The sequence below is a fragment of the Streptomyces olivaceoviridis genome (assembly GCF_014650115.1).
GTDB lineage: Bacteria > Actinomycetota > Actinomycetes > Streptomycetales > Streptomycetaceae > Streptomyces > Streptomyces olivaceoviridis.
Genome location: NZ_BMUI01000028.1, coordinates 30421 through 46974, shown reverse-complemented (window position 1 = coordinate 46974; position 16554 = coordinate 30421). Strand labels below are relative to the sequence as shown.

10 protein-coding genes and 2 pseudogenes are annotated in these 16554 nt (G+C 69.8%); 5 read left to right on the top strand and 7 right to left on the bottom strand.

Annotation, left to right across the window (positions count from 1 at the left end):
* Nucleotides 1-28 precede the first annotated feature (28 nt).
* Entirely contained in the window at nucleotides 29-763 is a 735-nt protein-coding gene (locus IE273_RS35305) for a class I SAM-dependent methyltransferase (RefSeq protein WP_229887858.1), read from the top strand.
* Between the two features lie 20 nt (nucleotides 764-783).
* Here IE273_RS35305 and IE273_RS35300 read toward each other — a convergent pair.
* Nucleotides 784-1055: pseudogene (locus IE273_RS35300) on the bottom strand (transposase); the annotation flags it as partial.
* A 206-nt stretch (nucleotides 1056-1261) separates the two neighbouring features.
* On the opposite strand from IE273_RS35300, the gene IE273_RS35295 reads away from it, so the two are divergent.
* Complete coding sequence (locus IE273_RS35295) at nucleotides 1262-1756, top strand: hypothetical protein (RefSeq protein WP_189819212.1); 495 nt, start codon at nucleotides 1262-1264, stop codon at nucleotides 1754-1756.
* 140 nt (nucleotides 1757-1896) lie between these two features.
* Nucleotides 1897-2622, top strand: coding sequence for an 8-oxoguanine DNA glycosylase OGG fold protein (locus IE273_RS35290; RefSeq protein WP_189819211.1), 726 nt, complete (start codon nucleotides 1897-1899; stop codon nucleotides 2620-2622).
* A gap of 286 nt (nucleotides 2623-2908) precedes the next feature.
* Here the strand turns inward: IE273_RS35290 and IE273_RS35285 are convergent, their stop codons facing one another.
* From IE273_RS35285 to IE273_RS35270, 4 genes are all read right to left on the bottom strand, one after another.
* Complete coding sequence (locus IE273_RS35285; RefSeq protein ID WP_189819246.1) at nucleotides 2909-4216, bottom strand: ricin-type beta-trefoil lectin domain protein; 1308 nt, start codon at nucleotides 4214-4216, stop codon at nucleotides 2909-2911.
* Nucleotides 4217-4289: 73 nt separating this feature from the next.
* The gene (locus IE273_RS35280) at nucleotides 4290-6272 is read right to left on the bottom strand and encodes an alpha-L-fucosidase (RefSeq protein ID WP_189819210.1); all 1983 of its coding nucleotides are present in this window, start codon (nucleotides 6270-6272) and stop codon (nucleotides 4290-4292) included.
* Nucleotides 6273-6339: 67 nt separating this feature from the next.
* The gene (locus IE273_RS35275; RefSeq protein WP_189819209.1) at nucleotides 6340-8748 is read right to left on the bottom strand and encodes a ricin-type beta-trefoil lectin domain protein; all 2409 of its coding nucleotides are present in this window, start codon (nucleotides 8746-8748) and stop codon (nucleotides 6340-6342) included.
* 407 nt (nucleotides 8749-9155) lie between these two features.
* Nucleotides 9156-10694: an arabinofuranosidase catalytic domain-containing protein gene (locus IE273_RS35270; protein WP_189819208.1), complete on the bottom strand. Its 1539-nt coding sequence runs from the start codon at nucleotides 10692-10694 to the stop codon at nucleotides 9156-9158.
* Nucleotides 10695-11782: 1088 nt separating this feature from the next.
* On the opposite strand from IE273_RS35270, the gene IE273_RS35265 reads away from it, so the two are divergent.
* Complete coding sequence (locus IE273_RS35265) at nucleotides 11783-11980, top strand: hypothetical protein (protein WP_189819207.1); 198 nt, start codon at nucleotides 11783-11785, stop codon at nucleotides 11978-11980.
* Nucleotides 11981-12128: 148 nt separating this feature from the next.
* Nucleotides 12129-13529: a phenylacetate--CoA ligase family protein gene (locus IE273_RS35260; protein ID WP_189819206.1), complete on the top strand. Its 1401-nt coding sequence runs from the start codon at nucleotides 12129-12131 to the stop codon at nucleotides 13527-13529.
* 52 nt (nucleotides 13530-13581) lie between these two features.
* Here the strand turns inward: IE273_RS35260 and IE273_RS45325 are convergent.
* Nucleotides 13582-13653: pseudogene (locus tag IE273_RS45325) on the bottom strand (DUF6584 family protein); the annotation flags it as partial.
* A gap of 101 nt (nucleotides 13654-13754) precedes the next feature.
* Nucleotides 13755-16550, bottom strand: a complete 2796-nt coding sequence (locus IE273_RS35255) for a hypothetical protein (protein WP_189819205.1) — start codon at nucleotides 16548-16550, stop codon at nucleotides 13755-13757.
* Nucleotides 16551-16554 lie beyond the last annotated feature (4 nt).

The window sequence follows — 16554 nt, the reverse complement described above, 5'->3', positions numbered from 1 at the left end:
CCCGCCCCGCGACCTGACGGAGGACCCGGTGACCACCGAAACGGAGACCGTCGAGATGTGGAACACCTACGGCAGGCACCAACTCGCCCGGAAGCCGCAGTCGCCCGAGCTGGACCGGTGGGACTGGGGCATTCCCGACACCGACCCCGGTATGGAAGCCCTCGGTGACGTGAACGGGCTGCGCGTCCTCGACCTCGGCAGCGGTCTCGGCCGGCACGCCGCCTACCTCGCCGCCCGGGGCGCCGACGTCACCGCCGTGGACGCCTCCCACGCCCAGCACCAGCGCGCCATCACCCGCTACCCGGACACCCCCGGCCTGCACCTGGTATGCGTCGACGCCGTGGCCCACCTGCGCGACGCCGACCCGTACGACCTGATCTACTCCGTCTGCTCCATGCCGTACCTGGACCCCAACCGGCTGCTGCCGGTCCTGGCCAACGGCCTCAAGCCGGGCGGGCGCCTGCTCTTCTCCGCGCTGCACACCAACTCGGGCGGCGCCGGGCCGTCGGCCGAGGTGACTCCGCGCCCCGAAATCCTGCGGCTGCCCGGCACCACCGAAGACCATCCCGTGGGCATGTGGGTCCTCACACCGCAGCTGTGGGAGGGCCTCCTAGTCCAGCACGGCCTCACCATGGAGGCAGTCACCGCGATCGACTACCCGAAGCCGGACAACCACGTCTCCTACCGGCTGTACGCGGCCCGTCGTCCGCAGCAAGTGCCCAGCCCCCCTCGCACACACCTCCACCGCCGCACGCCACTGTGACAGCGGCTGACACCATGAGTTCAGTTGTCGGTGGGTAACAGGCAGCAGGCAAGCTTGAGGAACGCTTCGTGGACGTCTGCTCGCCGTTCCCAGCGCACGCGCAACCAGGCGGAAGCCGTGCAGCCGGGCAAAGGTCCGCTCGACCGCCCGCCGGTGGACGCCAAGCCTGGAGCCGTGCCCGGTGCCGCGCCGTGCGACGGGCGGGACGGCGTCCAGCAGGGGCAGGAGCTGGGTGCCGCCGCCCACGGTTGCCGCCGGTCAGGATGACCACGAGCGGGGTGCCGTGTCCGTCGTCTCCCGGTGGCCAACCATTACGCTCGCGCCGGCAAAACTTCCACCAGCTCGAAGAGCTGCCGCTACTCCACTTGATCGTCGCCGATGCGGGTGGTCCGATGCCGACACCGCACGATCGGCTGCTGCTGTTCGGGCACGCCGGCCTGGCCCCGTAGATTTACTCCGTTGACCAAGCGAGGGGGAGGCAATCCCATGGCGAGAACCATGACAGAGAAGGTCGAACTCAGGCTCACGGACGCCAAGTTGCCTGGTGAGCGAGTGCTCTACGGGGTACTGGCCTTCCGGATAGGCGGGGTCCGCACGACGATGATCGGCGGCGCGGCCGGTCTCGCCGGGGCGGCCGGTGCGGCCACGATGGCTGTGGTCACCTCGCGCGGACGGGCGGCGGCGCCGGATGCGCCGCTCCAGCTGCCCGGCCGGACCATCATCGCGCTGACCGACCAGCGGCTGCTCGTCTTCTCGGTCGGTGGAGTCATAGTGGGCAAGCCAGGCAAAATACTGCATTCCTTCACGCTCGATCAAGTCGCCTGGGTCGGTGAGCCGGAGCTGGCCCCCGGCGCCGCGCAGGCGCTTCGCGTGCAGATCGGCATAGCCGGAGTGGGCGTCTTGGCCTTCGAGCACCCGAGGCTGCAAGTGACCGAAGGGCGCAACATGATCAAGCGCCTGGTCCGGGAGCTACCGCAGTCACCGACGGATTAGGACCTGTCCAGCCTGGCCAGGGTCATGGTCGGGGAAGTGTAGTCGGCGGATGGCGTATCAGGGGCGGTCTGGCCAGACCGCCCCTCCAGCGAGTGGGGCAGGATGCAAGGGGCGGGCTGTGAGCAGGCAGGACCGGGCCGATGCGGTGGACCGACCGGGAGATGGCCGCGCGTCTGCTGCCCGATGTGGCTCTGAAGGCGCTGGGTCGCTGGTGGAACGGGAACGCAGTGTGGCTAGCGGATGGGACGCCGGGCGCGCACACGGTTCGTTACAGCCCCAGCCGGTGGGCGCAGATCTCCCCCTGGCCCTCGGCGCTGGCTCCGGTGACCCAGGTCGGTGATGCGGACATCAGCCGGGCGCAGGTGGCGTTGATCGTCGCGGACGCGCTGCGGCGCGAGGCCCACAGGGAGGCGCTGGTCGCCACCTACGTGTGGGGGAAGGGCAAGAGCGGCTCCCCCGGCGGCAGCGGGCCCGTCACCCTGCACAAGATCCTGTCCGCTGAACACCTGGACGCGGTGCTGGACTGTGCGGTCACCGTGTTGAGTGAGCACGGCGCTGAAGCGGCCTACGCGCAACTCCAGGACCGCGTTGCCTGGTTCGGCCCGTCGTTCTACACCAAGTTTCTGTACTTCGCCGGCAAGACGTCGCCGCCGTCGACCGGCCCCGGACCGCTCATCCTGGACCGTGTTCTGGCCCGGCGTCTGCGGTCCCTGGCCCAGACGGTCGGCCGGGAGACCGGTCACGATCCCGACGGGTCGGTCGCCCGCTGGGTCTGGAGGGACAGGAACTGGTCGCCCCACCGCTACGCGGTTTACCTCACCTTCATGCACGCAGCTGCCCGCCAGGCGGCGGCAACGGGCACTTAGTCGCTCGTCGCAATGCGGGAGGCGTAGGTCTGCACGCAGCCGTTGCCGGTGTCGGCTTCGTTCATGCGGCCCAGGGCGGCGGGCATGTCCTTACTTGATCGGCTTGCCCGCCTCCTTGGAGCCCGCTGCCGTGCCCCTTCTTGCGAATGTGCACAGGCGTCTTGCCGCGCACCAGCGACTTCCGCCCTGAGCAGCGTCAACCGCGGCGACTCGCTCCAGACGACGCGACGTCACGATGCTCGGTCCGGGGCCAGGTCGGAACGGTGTCGTGTCTGGCCCCGGTGGGTCAGTTCTGCAAGCGCCAGCGCTGGTTCGTACCGCCCGTGCAGGTCCACAGCTGGATCTTCGTTGCGTTGGCGGTTCCCTGGCCGCTGGCATCCAGGCAGAGCCCCGAGCGCAGCGCGGTGATCGTGCCATCGGAATTGATGTTCCATTGCTGGTCTGTCTGTCCGTTGCAGTCCCAGATCGCCGCCGGGGTGCCGTTGGCCGCTGTCTGGCCGGCGCCCAGGCACTTGTTGCCGTAGACGACCAGTTGCTTTCCGGAGGTGTACGTCCACCTTTGGTTGGAGCCACCGTTGCAGTCCCACAGTTGTGCCTGTGTACCGTTGGCCGTGGTGGAGTTGTTGATGTCGAGGCAGCGCCCTGACTGCTGGCCGACGATCTCCTGGTTGCCGGTGGACGGCGGCGGATTCGAGTCGAACTGTGTGAAGAACTGCCACACCGCTGCCGATGTCCAGGTGCGCCAGCCATCACCGGTGGAACCGTCTATGGGGCCGGGGTCGTGGCCCGCTCCGTCGAACGCGGCCCAGACGACGGGGTATCCCGACCGGCAGCCGGAGTAGGCGGTGATGATGTGCGTCAGGCTGCCGTAGGCGGGCTCGGGCGGGTTCTGCGGGGTGCAGCCGTTGTTCCGGACGAAGGTGTCGCGCAGTTCCCGTCCCGACGCGATGGGCAGCACGTTGTCCCTGATGCCGTGCAGGCCCATGTAGGCGATGGGCTGAGTGCCGCCGTCGCATCCGCTGAGGTTCGCGCCTGAGTAGACCGCGACCGCGCGGAAGACCGTGGCCCGGGAGCAGGCGAGGGCGTACGACATCGCACCGCCGTAGCTGAAGCCGGCGGAGAACAACTGCGTGGTGTCCACGCACAGGCCCGCTTCGAGCTGGCTGACCATGGCGTCGACGAAGGCCACGTCCTGGCCGCCCGGGTTGGCCCAGCCGTTGCCGTTGCCCTGCGGGGCGACGAAGATGGTGCTGTTGTTCGCGTCGGCCAGGCGCCGCAGGCCGTAGTAGGACCAGTTGTACCCGTCCGTGCCGCCTGAGTCGACGTCGTTGGCCGTGCCGCCCCGCCAGTGGAAACCGAAGATCAGCCGGTAGGGGTGGTTGTTGTCGTAGCCGGCGGGGACCCGCAGGACGTAACTGCGGGTCTGGCCGCCGCTCTGGATCGTGTGGGTGCCACTCGTCAGCGCCGGAGCCTTGCCGCAGCCGGCGGTCGCGCCGACGGGGCCGGTGGTGGCCGGCGCGGTCACTGCGCGGGCGCTGCCGAACGAGATGCCCGCGGCCGACAGGACGAGGAGTAACGCAGCCGCGATCGACATCAAGAGTGGTTTGCGTTTCATACGCTCCTTCTTCCGTGGGTGAGGAGGTGCGGGGGACGCGGTAGCCGGCGTTTCAGGTGCCGGTGATGGTCCATTCGTTGTTGGTGCTGGAGTTCGGCGTCCACATCACCGTGGTGGAGCCGACCGTGGTGCTGCCACTGCCGTCGAGCGCGGTGCCGGTTCCGCGGTTGACGATCTGGTAGCGGTTGCCGCCGAGGCTGTTGAGCGACCACTGCTGGTTGTCGCCGCCGTTCCACGCCGTCTGGCGGGCGGGAGCGCCGTTGGCGGAGTCGCCCCAGCTGTCGGCGGCCATACCGTTGGCGCGGTTCATGATGCGGTGGTAGCCGTTGCCGAGGTCGATCAGCTGCCACTGCAAGTTGGCGCTTCCGTCGTAGTTCCACTGCTTGAGGTTGGAGCCGGAGGCCACATTGCCCCCGCTGTCGAGCACCAGCCCGCTGGTCACGTTGGCGATCTTCACCCAGGTGGTAGAGCCGCCCGGCCCGCCCAGTGGGGGGATCCGGCCGGAGAAGGTGAGCTTGACCGTGTAGGCCAGGGCGCTGAACGGCGGGTTGGCCGAGGGCATGGTGAGGTGCAGGCCGGAGGCGTCCTGGACCGGTGCGGGCAGGTCGGTGTAACTGCCGGCGGCGTTGCCCAGCAGTTGGGCGCTCGTCAGGGTGCTGAGGTTGAACTGGTTGGAGTTCAGGGTCGTGATGGTCATGGTGCCGCCCTGCCAGCCCAGCGCGGTGGCGTAGAGGATCCTGTCGTCCTGGCTGCGGGTGAACCGGACGTCCTTGGCGGTGCCGGCCACCGGTCCGCTGAACGAGCCCCCGCCCATCTTGGTGGGGCCCTCGCCGTAGCTGGTCCAGGAGCGGGTGGAGTAGACCGCCTCCCCGAAGCGGCCGAGCCAGTCGCCCATGCCGAGCAGGATGGACTGCTGTCCTGAGGGGATGACGCCGGCGGCCGTCGGTGCGATGTTCAGCAGCATGTTGCCGCCCTTGCTGACCCGGTCGATCAGCGAGTGGAGCAGTGCCTGCGTCGAGTAGTAGCCGATGCCCGTCGTGTAGCACCAGCTGGAGGAGGAGATGCTGTCGTCGGTCAGCCAGTAGGGGGTGAGCAGCCCGGCCGGGCCGCCGCGTTCGAAGTCGAAGACCTCGCCCTTGGCGTTGAGGCCGTCCTTGTAGGTCGCGACCACGTCCTTGTTCCAGGAGACGGCCTGGTTGTAGTAGTAAGCGAGGAACTGGAGGCGGTAGGACTCCTGCACCAGGCCCAGGTCGAAGTCCTGCCAGACCAGGTCGGGCTGGTAGCCGTCGATGACCTCGACCAGTTTGTCGAACCAGAGTTTGTTCTCCGCTGCCGAGCCCTGCTGGCCGTAGAGCACGCGCAGCGTCGCGTCCGACTGGGACGGCACGTGGTCGTAGAAGCCGTTGAAGTGGTAGGCGTGGTGCAGCGAGGCCATGAACTTCAGCCCCTGCCCGCGGATGGCTTGCGCGTGCAGCCCCACGAGGTCGAGTCGGGGGCCGCGCTGGACCGAGTTCCACGGGTTGGCGCGGCTGTTCCACATGGAGAAGCCGTCGTGGTGTTCGGCGACCGGGCCGGCGAACCTGGCGCCCGCGGCCTTGAACAGCCGGGCCCAGGCGTCCGGATCGAAGTCGCCTCCCCTGGAGGCCAGTTCGGGCGCGAACCGCACGTAGTTGCCGGCCTTGTCGCGGGCACCGTCGATGAAGTTGTGGTACGGCCATACCGAGGGGTCGCCGTAGGTGGCGATGTGGTGCCGGTTCTCGTTCGAGCCGCCGATGTACATGTTGCGCGGGTACCACTCGTTCCCGAACGCGGGAACGCTGAAGACGCCCCAGTGGTAGTAGATGCCGAACTTGGCGTCCTGGAACCAGGCCGGGGCCGGGGGATGCTGGTCCACGGACGGCCAGCTCGCGGTGTAGCTGCCGGGACCGTCGGTCGCGGCGGCCTCGGGAGCGAACCGCAGCAGGCCGAAGGCCGTGGCCGCGCCGGCCGCCGCCAGCAGTCGACGGCGGCTGACCGGCAGGGAGGAGGAAGACATGTGGGGCCTCTCGGGGGTGGTCGACTGGGGGGGTGCGGGAGCCGGTGGTCGCCGGCCGGTCACCGGATCAGTCGCGCGTCCACTGCTGGTTTCCGTTGCCGTTGCAGGTCCACAGCTGGAGGAGGGTGCCGTTGGCCGTTCCCCCACCGGTCGCGTCCAGGCACAGGCCGGACTGGTCGCCGGTGATCGTGCCGTCGGAGTGGAGCGTCCACTTCTGGTTGCCGCCGCCGTTGCAGTCCCAGATGTCCACCTTGGTTCCGGGGCTGGTGCCCTGGCCCTCGGCGTCCAGGCAGACGTTTCCGTAGACCCGCAGCTCACCGGCCGAGGTGTTCGTCCACTGCTGGTTGGTGCCTCCGTTGCAGTCCCACAGTTCCACCTGGGTACCGGCCGTCTGCGACTGGTTCGGCACGTCCACGCACCGGCCGGACGCGGCCCCGACGATCGCGCCTGTCGTGCCGCCGTCGTTCCCGCCGCTGCCGGGGGTGATGGACAGGTTGTCGAACTGCGCCGTCTCACCCTGGCTGGTCGCGTAGCCGATCTGGCCGCCGGCCCAGGTTCGGTCGTTCACGGAACCGACCGTGGCACCGTCGATGACGGCGGTGATGGTGGTGCCGGAGAAGGTGAGGGACAGGGAGTGCCACCGGTTGGTGCCCAGCGCCGTGGTCGTGCCACGGGCCAGGGTGGAGACGTTGCCGTTGGTGTTCGAGTTCAGGAGCGACCAGGCACCGGTGTCGCTCACCCGCAGGTGGTAGGCGTTCAGTCCTCCGGTACTGCTGTAGTCCTGTGCGCCCGCACGGCCGATCAACTCCGCGTATCCGGACTGTTCGAGCATCACGTCCGACGAGACGGTGTAGTTGCTCCAGCTCATGTCACCGAGCAGGGCGTGCGGATCGGACAGCGCGTCCCAGGTGATCGGTTTCTGCGGGCTCATCTGGCGCACGCACCTGCCACCGCGTCCGCCGCCGCAGCCCACCTCCTCGAAGGCGCCCTGCCAGTCCATGAGGTACCTGGCCTCGGTGCCGGTGGGGTAGCCGTCGAAGGAGTCGCCGTACGGCAGCTTCAGCGTGCCCTGGGCGGGACCGGTGGCGGTGCCCTTGCCCTGGCCGGTCGTGGTGGTCAGGGTGTACACGCGGCCCGGCTGGACGGTGAGGCTGAAGCCGCCGCCGGACGGGGTGATGTCCGCGGTGTGCGCGAGGTAGTCGGCCGGGTTGCCGGAGGTGACGTCGGTCGACCAGACGTGGACGGTCTTGGCGGACAGGCCCCCGGTGACGTTGAGGTTGAGCGTCTGGGCGCTTCCGGCGTCCATCGTCTCGATGACCGTGGAGTAGTCGGAGTTGTTGGTGGACTTCAGCGAGACGTAGCTGCCGTTGTTCCGGTTGCCGCCGATGTAGCCGCTGGAGGCGTCGAGGTAGTGCCAGCCCGGGGCGGTGAACTGGGTGGTCTGCGCCATCACCCAGGCGTTCTTGCCGATCGCGTAGTGGCCGGACCAGGGCTGCGGGGCCAGGGCGAGCCCCATGGTGGGGTACGGCAGGTTGGGCGTGATCGAGGCGACGACCGGCCAGTTGAAGTACGCGGTCATCCGGCCGTCGATGTATCCGCGGTTGATGCCGCGGGCCACGGCCTGCGCTCCCCCGTTGTAGTCGTCCGAGCCGTTCTCGCTCGCCCACAGCGTCTTGCCGGACGACGTGGCGGCCGACGGTACCGAGCAGTTGGACTGGGACGACCGGTAGCCGCAGGGGTAGTGCGTGCCGATGGCGCTCACCGCGGAGGCGAACGCCGGGTTGGAGTTGATGTCGTTCGCCACGGACCAGTCGGAGTCGGCCGCGACGATCTTGACGTTGCCGTAGCCGTTGCTGTCGAGCGCGCTGCGCAGTTGTTCGTACCAGGAGATGTTGTAGCCCCGCTCGTTCCACCCGCCGAGGTAGTCGATGTTCAGCCCATGCTGCTTGGCGCAACCCAGCCACGAGAGCAGGTAGTTGACCATGTCGGTGGACCAGAAGTTCCCGCCGCCGATCCAGCCGGGCGCGCCCCAGGCGAGGCCGTACAGCTTGATGTCCGGATTACGGGCCTTGGCCTGCTCCATCAGCCACCATTCGTAGCCCCGGTCGCAGTTGAGGTCGGACCGGGTGTGCTGGTGACTCGGCTCCGCCCCTGAGGTGGAGTTGGTGTCCCCGCCGATCTCCGCCTTGAGGATGTGCAGGGAGGCGCCGTAGCCGGGCTTGAACAGGTAGTCCAGGATCTGGCCGCGCTGGGGCTCGGGATAGTCGATCAGGAGTCTGCTGTTGCCGCCCCCGCCGCTGATGGCACCGACGCCGTCGAAGGTCCGGCCGCCGGACGCGCCGTTGATCGTGATGGAGGTGGCGGCCTGGGCCGGGGCGGCGGTCGTGGCGACGATGCCGCCGGCGGTCAGGAGGAGGCCCGCGAGCACGGCCGTCAAGACGCGCAGGCGCCGGAACAACCGGCTGAATGCTGACACGGTGGATTCCTTTCGCAGGTGGGAGGTGTCCCGTGCGGGGGGATCCCGGTCACGGGGCCCGATGGCTGTGCGGTCGCCCGTCACCGGCCGGCTGCGGGCCGCCCCCGCTCCGGATCAGCACTCCGGCCGGGTTCGGGGTGACGCGACATGCCCGGTCGCCGTGCATCGCGTGGGTGTGCCCCCTCGCCCACGCCGGTCGCCGTGCATGGCGTAGGTGTGCCCCCTCGCCCACGCCGGCCGACGGTCTGCGTGCCGACGCCTTCTCGTTCTCATCCGGTCCTCCTGTGCGGTCCGTCGCCGCGGCGTGTGTGAGGGGTGGGACGGGTCCCACGCGTGGGCGGTGCGGTGACGCGCCGGGGCGGTGGTCGCGTGCCGCCCCGGCTGGCTGCCGCGGATCCTTCAAGGGGTCAGTTCAGCGACCATTTCTGGTTGGACTGGCCGTTGCAGGTCCACAGCTGGACGGGGGTGCCGTTGGCGGTGGCGGCGCCGGTCACGTCCAGGCACAGGCCCGACTGGGCACTGGTGACGGTGCCGTCCGCGTTGACGTTCCACTGCTGGTTGGACTGGCCGTTGCAGGACCAGGTGATGACCTTGGTGCCGGGGCTGGTGCCCTGACCGGAGGCGTCCAGGCACAGGCGGCTGCTGCCGGAGTACACGGTGAGCTCCCGGGCGTTGGTCTGGGACCAGGTCTGGTTCGCCGCGCTGGTGCAGTCCCGGATCTGGGTCTGCGTACCCGCCGTCGTGGACGAACCCGGCGCTTCCAGACACCTGCCCGCACCCACGGCGCGCAGCGCGCCCGTCTTGGTGCCGCCGCCCGTCCCGTAGCCGGCCGCGGTGATGGCGGCCTGCACGGCGTTCTCGGTGGCGTCGGAGGGGTAGCCCGCCGTCATCGCGCCCTCGAAGAACTCGCCCGAGCCCGAGACGCTGTTGTCGCCGCCGGTGCCGAGCAGCACCGAACTGTCGAGCTTCATCGGCGAGTAGCCGTTCGGCAGCGGGCCGGAGAACGTGGTGGTCAGACCGCCGCCGGCGCCGTTGCCGTATTTGAGGGTGAAATTGCTCGTGCCGTTGTTCTTCAGCCACGCGCTGACGAACGGGTAGTGCACACCGGTGTTGTTGGGATCCTTGTTGGAGCCGGTGTTGGTGTGGTACATCCCGTTCTCCAGGTCGGCCTCGACCCACGGACCGCTGCCGGTGCACCCGCCGAACCAGCAGGCGTTGCCCCAGTAGATGGCGTTCATGGTGGCGTTGCCCGTGTCGGTGTGGGAGTTCTCGCCGCTGCCGTAGTCGAAGCAGCACCACTGGTTCGTGTAGTCCGACGACGTCACCATGTAGATGCCCTCGGGCTGGGAACCGGTGGCCACGCCGTTCGCGTGGTCGATCCGGTAGCCGACACCGGGCTTGACCTTGACACCGAAGACCTGGTGACCGCCCGCGGTCACCGGCAGGGCCATGGCGTCGGCCCCTACGTCGGCTCCGCCTGGACCGGGCCCCTTCCAGTAGCCGCCCCAGGAGATCGGCAGGTCGTTGTGCTTGGTGGTCTGGTCGTAGATCTTCGTGATCGTGCACGACGTGCCCGAGCAGAAGGAGACTTGGGACGCCGCGTCGGCGTAGCCGCCCGCGCTCAGCACTCCGATGTCGCGGTAGCTGTGATCGGAGGACCTCTGGATCTGGTACAGCGGCCCGTTGTACGACGCGAAGAGCGCCCTGGTGGTGGAGTGCGCCGTCACGCACGGCGTGCCGCCCGCGGCGTAGATGTCACACGGCAGCGACGCGTCGGCCTCGATGGCCTTCTCCGAGTGGGCCGCCGGACGGGTGGTGGTGGCCGTGCCGGTCCGTAAGGACGCGGCGAACGCCGTTGTGCCGAACGCGGCCACGACCATCGCCAGGGTGACGAGGAGCGCGGCTTTCCCTCGCCTTCGCCGGCGATCGACGGCTGGTCCGATCATGAAGACCTCCTCTGTGACGGTGCCGCCCCACGGCGGCACCGTGGCTGTCCGTGGTCGGTGCGGTGGCGCCCGGTTGTCCGCGGCGGGCAGGCACGCGGCAGGCAGGCCCGGACGGCGCCCGGCAGAGATATTGATGCGGTCATGACATATGCATGGTGCGACAGGCTCCTTACGGCTCGGCCGTTGCGGGGGGCGACCCCGGAGGTGCACTGCTGGGCGAGTGGAGCAACTCCCACATGTTCGTCATACCGAACACATGTCGGAGTATCGGGCAACGTGGATAATAGAGAACCAGCGAACGGCGTCAATACCTTCCACATGATTCGGCAGTCTCCTCGAAACGTTCGCGATGCCTGTGAACGCACGACGCCGTAGACAAAGCCGACCGAACCGCCTGGCAAGCTGGGCGGATGGGCAGCCCGTCGGCGGCGGAGCGGCGCCGGTTTCGCAGGCGGCGTGGATACAGTCGGTGGCCGCTCCGGTATCCAACACCCGTCCTGGATTTACGAAGACCGTCCGAAATTTCGAGACGGCAGGAGGTGCGATCGAGCGGGCCCTCGCCACCCGGGACCGAGCCTCGCCCTCATCCGCCACCGCGTCACCCCGCGGCTCGGTTCCAGCCGGCTGCCGCCCGGTGCGTGGGCGCAGCGGGCGGCAGCTGACGCGGGGACAGCGGCGTCGCGATGGTTGCCCTGACCCGGACCGACGACCCCCTTCAGACCATGGGGTGGGGGTGTTGGCCGGTGGGGGCGGCTGATCCGGTGCGGGTGGCTGATGTGCGGTGGCTGTCGGGGTGACGGCATCCGCGCTACGAGGACGCGGCTCTGGCTGAAGCAGTCGGCGAGGTGGGAGTGGGCGAGGCGATACGGATGTGGCCCGCGGTCCTTCACGCCCTGGGGCCTCACAGCTCCCTGTCGATCTGGGCCAGGTGCTGGGCGAGCACTCGCTGATCACGGCCGGGCCGGGTGCGGCCTGAGCGGGGCGCGGCAGCATGCGGTGGCGCAGGTCGGGGATCAAGTGCGGTTCGCCGGCGGATGGTTCACCGTGGTCGGGCCGGTCTCCGACGGGGCGGCGCCGATGCCCGGACGGTGACCGCCGCCCCGGCGGTCACCAGTGCCCCGGCCATCACCACCGTCCAGGCCGTCATCGCCGTCCAGGTCGTCATCGCCGTCCAGGCCAGGGGACCTGTCGCCCGGGACAGGAGATCCGTCGCCCTCGACAGGGGCGTGGCCCGTGCCGCCGCCGGGAGCCGGAAGGCCGTGCCTGAGGGTCAGGCCGAGGACTGAAATCGCCTCGGCCGCCCGTCAGTTGTCCCTCAACGGCATCTCATCACCCCCGATCGAAACGGCGAGGCTAGAGTGGGCACCCAGCCGGTGAGCACGGCACCGCGACCACCGGAACAGCCACCGCCGGAACGACGAGGACGACGAGAGCATGAGCGACAGCGCGGACATCGGACGCTGGGGACGGTTCGCCGTGGAGGCGGCGCGAACCGTTCCCGCCTACCGGCGCTTCCTGGCGGAGCGGGACATCGACGTCTCGGCGTTGGCCCCCTCGGACCTGCCCGGTCTGCCCGCCATGGACAAGCCCGGCTACGTCAACGCCTTCCCGCTCGCCGAGCGGTGCCGCGACGCCGACCCGCGCACGATACAGATGGTGTCGATGTCCTCCGGCTCGTCCGGCACGCCCACGGTCTGGCCGCGTCGTCTCGACGACGAGGAACACGCGGCCACGCCCTTCCGCCGCGTCCTCGCCGGAACCTTCGGCGCGGACAGCCGCCACACCCTCGCCGTGGTCTGCTTCCCCCTCGGATCCTGGGTCGGCGGTCTCTACACGCTTCAGTGTCTCCAGCACCTGGCGCGGACCGGGCTGATCCTGACCATCGCGGCACCCGGCAACGACGTCACGGCCGTGCTGCGGGTCGTCCGGTCGCTGGCTCCGCTCGCCGAGCAGACCGTCCTGCTGGGCTATCCGCCGTTCCTGAAGGACGTGGTCGACGCCGGACGGGCTGACGGTGTGCCGTGGGAGCGCTACGGCATGCACCTCGTGTTCGCCGGCGAGGTGTTCAGCGAGACCTGGCGCGACACGGTGTGCGAGCGCGCGGGCATCGTCAGCCCCGAGACGGCCACCGCCGGGCTCTACGGCACCGCGGACGCCGGCGTACTCGCCTATGAGACCCCGTCGAGCATCCGGCTGCGCCGCGCCATCGCCGCCACGGCGGGGGCGGCCCCGGTCGTGTTCGGCTCCGAGCGGCTGCCGTCCCTGATGGAGTACGACCCGGCCCTGCGTCACTTCGACGCCGTGGACGGCGAACTCTTCCTCACCACGGACGGCGTGGTGCCCCTGGTGCGCTACACGCTGGGCGACACGGGTGGGACGGCGAGCGAGGAGGCGCTGATCGAGCGGTGCGCGCAGGCAGCCGTCCCGGCGCCCTCGACCGCACCGCGGCCGGCGGCCCCGTACGTCTGGCTCTTCGGCCGCCCGCTGTTCGCCCTGTCCATGTACGGCGCCAACATCTTCCCCGAGACCATCGCGGCGGGCCTGGAACGGGACGACTGCTACGCGTACCTCACCGGAAAATTCGTCATGGAGATCCAGGACGGCGAACGGCCCCGGCTGCGCGTCACCGCGGAGGTCGCTCCGGGTCACTCCCCCTCGGAAGTCGGGACGGAGAAGACCTCGGACTCGCTCCTCGCCGCGCTGCGCGAGCAGAACAGCGAGTACGCGAACTACGTCCCCGCCGAACTCCAGCCGCCCCTGGTGCGGCTGCGCCCGCACGGCGATCCCGAGTACTTCCCGGTCGGTGTGAAGCACCGCTACACCCGGACCGGCTGAGCACCACGCCTCACACGCGGCGACCATGAGGACATCGTCGACGTGGACGCCGTATCCAGCGTCCGGCCTCGGCGGCATCGCCGTAGAGCCGGTACGCCTCGGCCAGACGCCGACGGAGCGTCAGGCCCGCTGAGCACCTCCGCCGCCGGCGCAGCCTTCGTCTTGCCCTCCCCCATCGGCGCCTCGGCGACCAGCAGGCCAGGCGTGGGCAACGACCACGCCGACTCAGCACCCACCGCGCAAGGCGGGTCGGCCTTCCGTGACCGAGGACGGGGGGAGGCCGGAGTCGAGACCGCCCGGGGCGACCGCGTGGCGCAGCAGCGGCGGCGCGAGCAACCCACATGGTTCGGGCTCGGCGCGAAGCCCGGTCCCCGCGTAGTAGCGGTTGGCCGCCGGCGGCGCGACCCGAACGCGGAGCTCGTTGTCTCCGGGCTGTAGGGCGTCCGCAGGGATCGTGATGCGGTACGGCGACCAGGCACGTTCCCCCACGCGCCGGCCGTTCACGAACACGAGCACAGCTCCGGCGACGGCCGGGAGCGTCAGTTCCAGAAGGACTGGTGCGTCGAGCCGGATCCGCCGTACGTAGTCGGCGGTGCCCGCGAACGTCGAAAGGCCCTGCTGCTCCCAGCCGCACGTCACCGCGATGTCCCGGGCCGTACCCGCCTCCTCGTACGCGTCCTCGGGGATTTCGAGTGCCCAGCCGGATCCGAGCTCCTCAGGTTCCGACCATTCCGGCGTGTTGTGACCGGTCGCGGCCTCGAGACCTTCCGTGGCACCCGCCCGCCCGTTGGCGGGCTCTGCGCCCCTGCGTACACGCAGCAGGCGCAGCTCGTTGCGCTCCAGTCTCAGCACGACCGCGCCCTCGGTCGCGTCGAGGGCGCGCACGGTGCCGTCGGCGGCCACCCACTCCTCGAGTTGCCAGGGCCCATCCGGCAGCAGGAGCTCCGCTGTCCCCTCGGTCTCGGCGAAGCACGCGAAGCGGAAGCCGTCGGCCCCGTCCGGGCCGCCGCGCCAGCGCACCGCCGAGCCCGCCGGCACGTGCAGCGTCGGTACGGTCTGCCCGCGCGGCGCGACGAGCCCGCGCAGGACCGCCTCCTCCGGGACCGCGTCGAACACCTCCACGGCCTGGGCGAGCACGGCCCAGTCCTCGGCCGCGGTCTGCGGGCCCTCCTGGTAGACGGCGGGTGTCGCGCCGCTCGCGAGCACCCGTACCCCCGCCTCGGCCAGGCGGCTGAGCCGGCGCAGTGATGCGGCCGAGCGCAGCGTCGTCACGGCGGGAAGAACGAGCGCCCGGTACCGGCGGTCCCCGAAGCACAGCAGGTCGTCCTCGACGACGGCAGCCTCAAGATCGCGCTCGTCCACAAGGTGGAAGCCCACCCGGGACTCGGTGAGCGCGCGCGCCCACTGTCCCAGCGCCGACGCCTGCTCGCCGAGCTGGCCCGCCGTCCAGATCGTGCGCAACGGGTAGAGGACCGCCACATCGCTCTGCGGTGACACCGGTTCGAGGAACTCGCTCAGCCGCGCGCTCTCCAGCGCGAAGCGCAGGTGGTGATCGGCGAACCACGGCTCGAAATTGATGCCCGGGGGAAAGTCGAAGCGCGGGTTCCGCAGCGACTCGTGATCGTCGCCGTGGCCGTGGGTCTGGTAGAAGCCGTGGAAGATCATCTGCCGCATGCCCTGGAGATGGTGGTTGATCGCCGTTGTGCGCAGCTCCTGGAGGGTGAGCCCCCAGTGGCCGGACCAAGGGGTCCCGCCCTCGGGCGGGGTGAGGAAGTACTGCTCGACCATCGTCCCGCTGCGGCCGTGGTGGCGGGCGACCGAATCGCCGAAAACAGGGCTGAGCTGTACCAGGGCGTCCTGCGCATCCACCGCGGTGAGGTCGCGGTAGCCGTCCACGCCGAAGTGGTCGAGCCCGAAGTTGACCCGCAGATCCCAGTTGGCGAACGCGGTGTCGAGCGTCCAGCCACCGACGTGCCCGAGGACTTCGTGGCCGGACTGGCGCAGGCCGTGGGCGTGGCTCCAGGCCCGCAGCCGACCGAGGAACGTCCGCATCGCGTAGCCGCTGAAGTGCTCGTAGAACTGGGCCCGAAGGCTCAGCCTCTCCGGGTCGTCCCCGTCAAGCACGGAGGCGAGCACCTGGGGAGTCCGCTCGCCCCAGCGTTCCCGGATCGAGACAGCGAGGCTCTCGTGGAAGGGCATCGCCGAACGCAGGTCTCCTGTGCGCTGCGCCCAGTCGTAGTACACGGCGTGGGGCTGGTCGAAGAACATGTAGGCGACCGTGCCGCCGAAGAAGTCGCCGACCGCTTCGGCGAAGGGCTGGTAGCCGGCCTCGACGAAACGATCTACCGCGACCGGATCGACGGGGTTCACGAGCCGGGAGGTCGCGCAACGGGCGGAGACGAACACGATCGTCTCCGCGTCGTCGGGTACGGGCTCGACAAGGCGGACCCTGCATCCGTCGGCCCCGCCGTCCACTCGGTCGACGAGATCGGGTCGCTCGATGACGGTGCCCCGCGCCCTTCGGGTGACGAGCGCGTACTCGACCCGCCAGTCGGCCCAGGCGACGACGCCGCCCTCGTAGTGCCAGTTCATCGCGGTCGGGCCGAGGTTCTCCGTCGCCGACCGGATCCCGCTGAGTGTGCCCTCGCTCCCGCCTGTAGGAATCCGCACCCAGAAGAGGTGCCGTTCGCGCAGCTCGTCGTGCCCGGCCACGGCTCGGCCTGCGGCGTGACCGGTCTGCCAGTTGTAGTCGTCATAGATGCCGACGATCATTCCGAGCCCGGCGGCAGTCTCGATGGCGACGCGGCACGCGGCGAGATAGTCGTCGTCCAGGTAACCCTCGATCGGGTAGGACAGGCGCGCCTGCACCTGGAAGCTCCGGATCCCGGCGTCGTACATCTGCCGCACCTGGGCGCGGATGGTGTCCGTGTCCGGCAGCCGGTGCCAGAACCAGTAGGCGGCAGGCGCGTGCCACGGGTCCGGGTTCCGGAATCGCTGGAGCGCGGTCTCTCGTGCGGACAAGGGT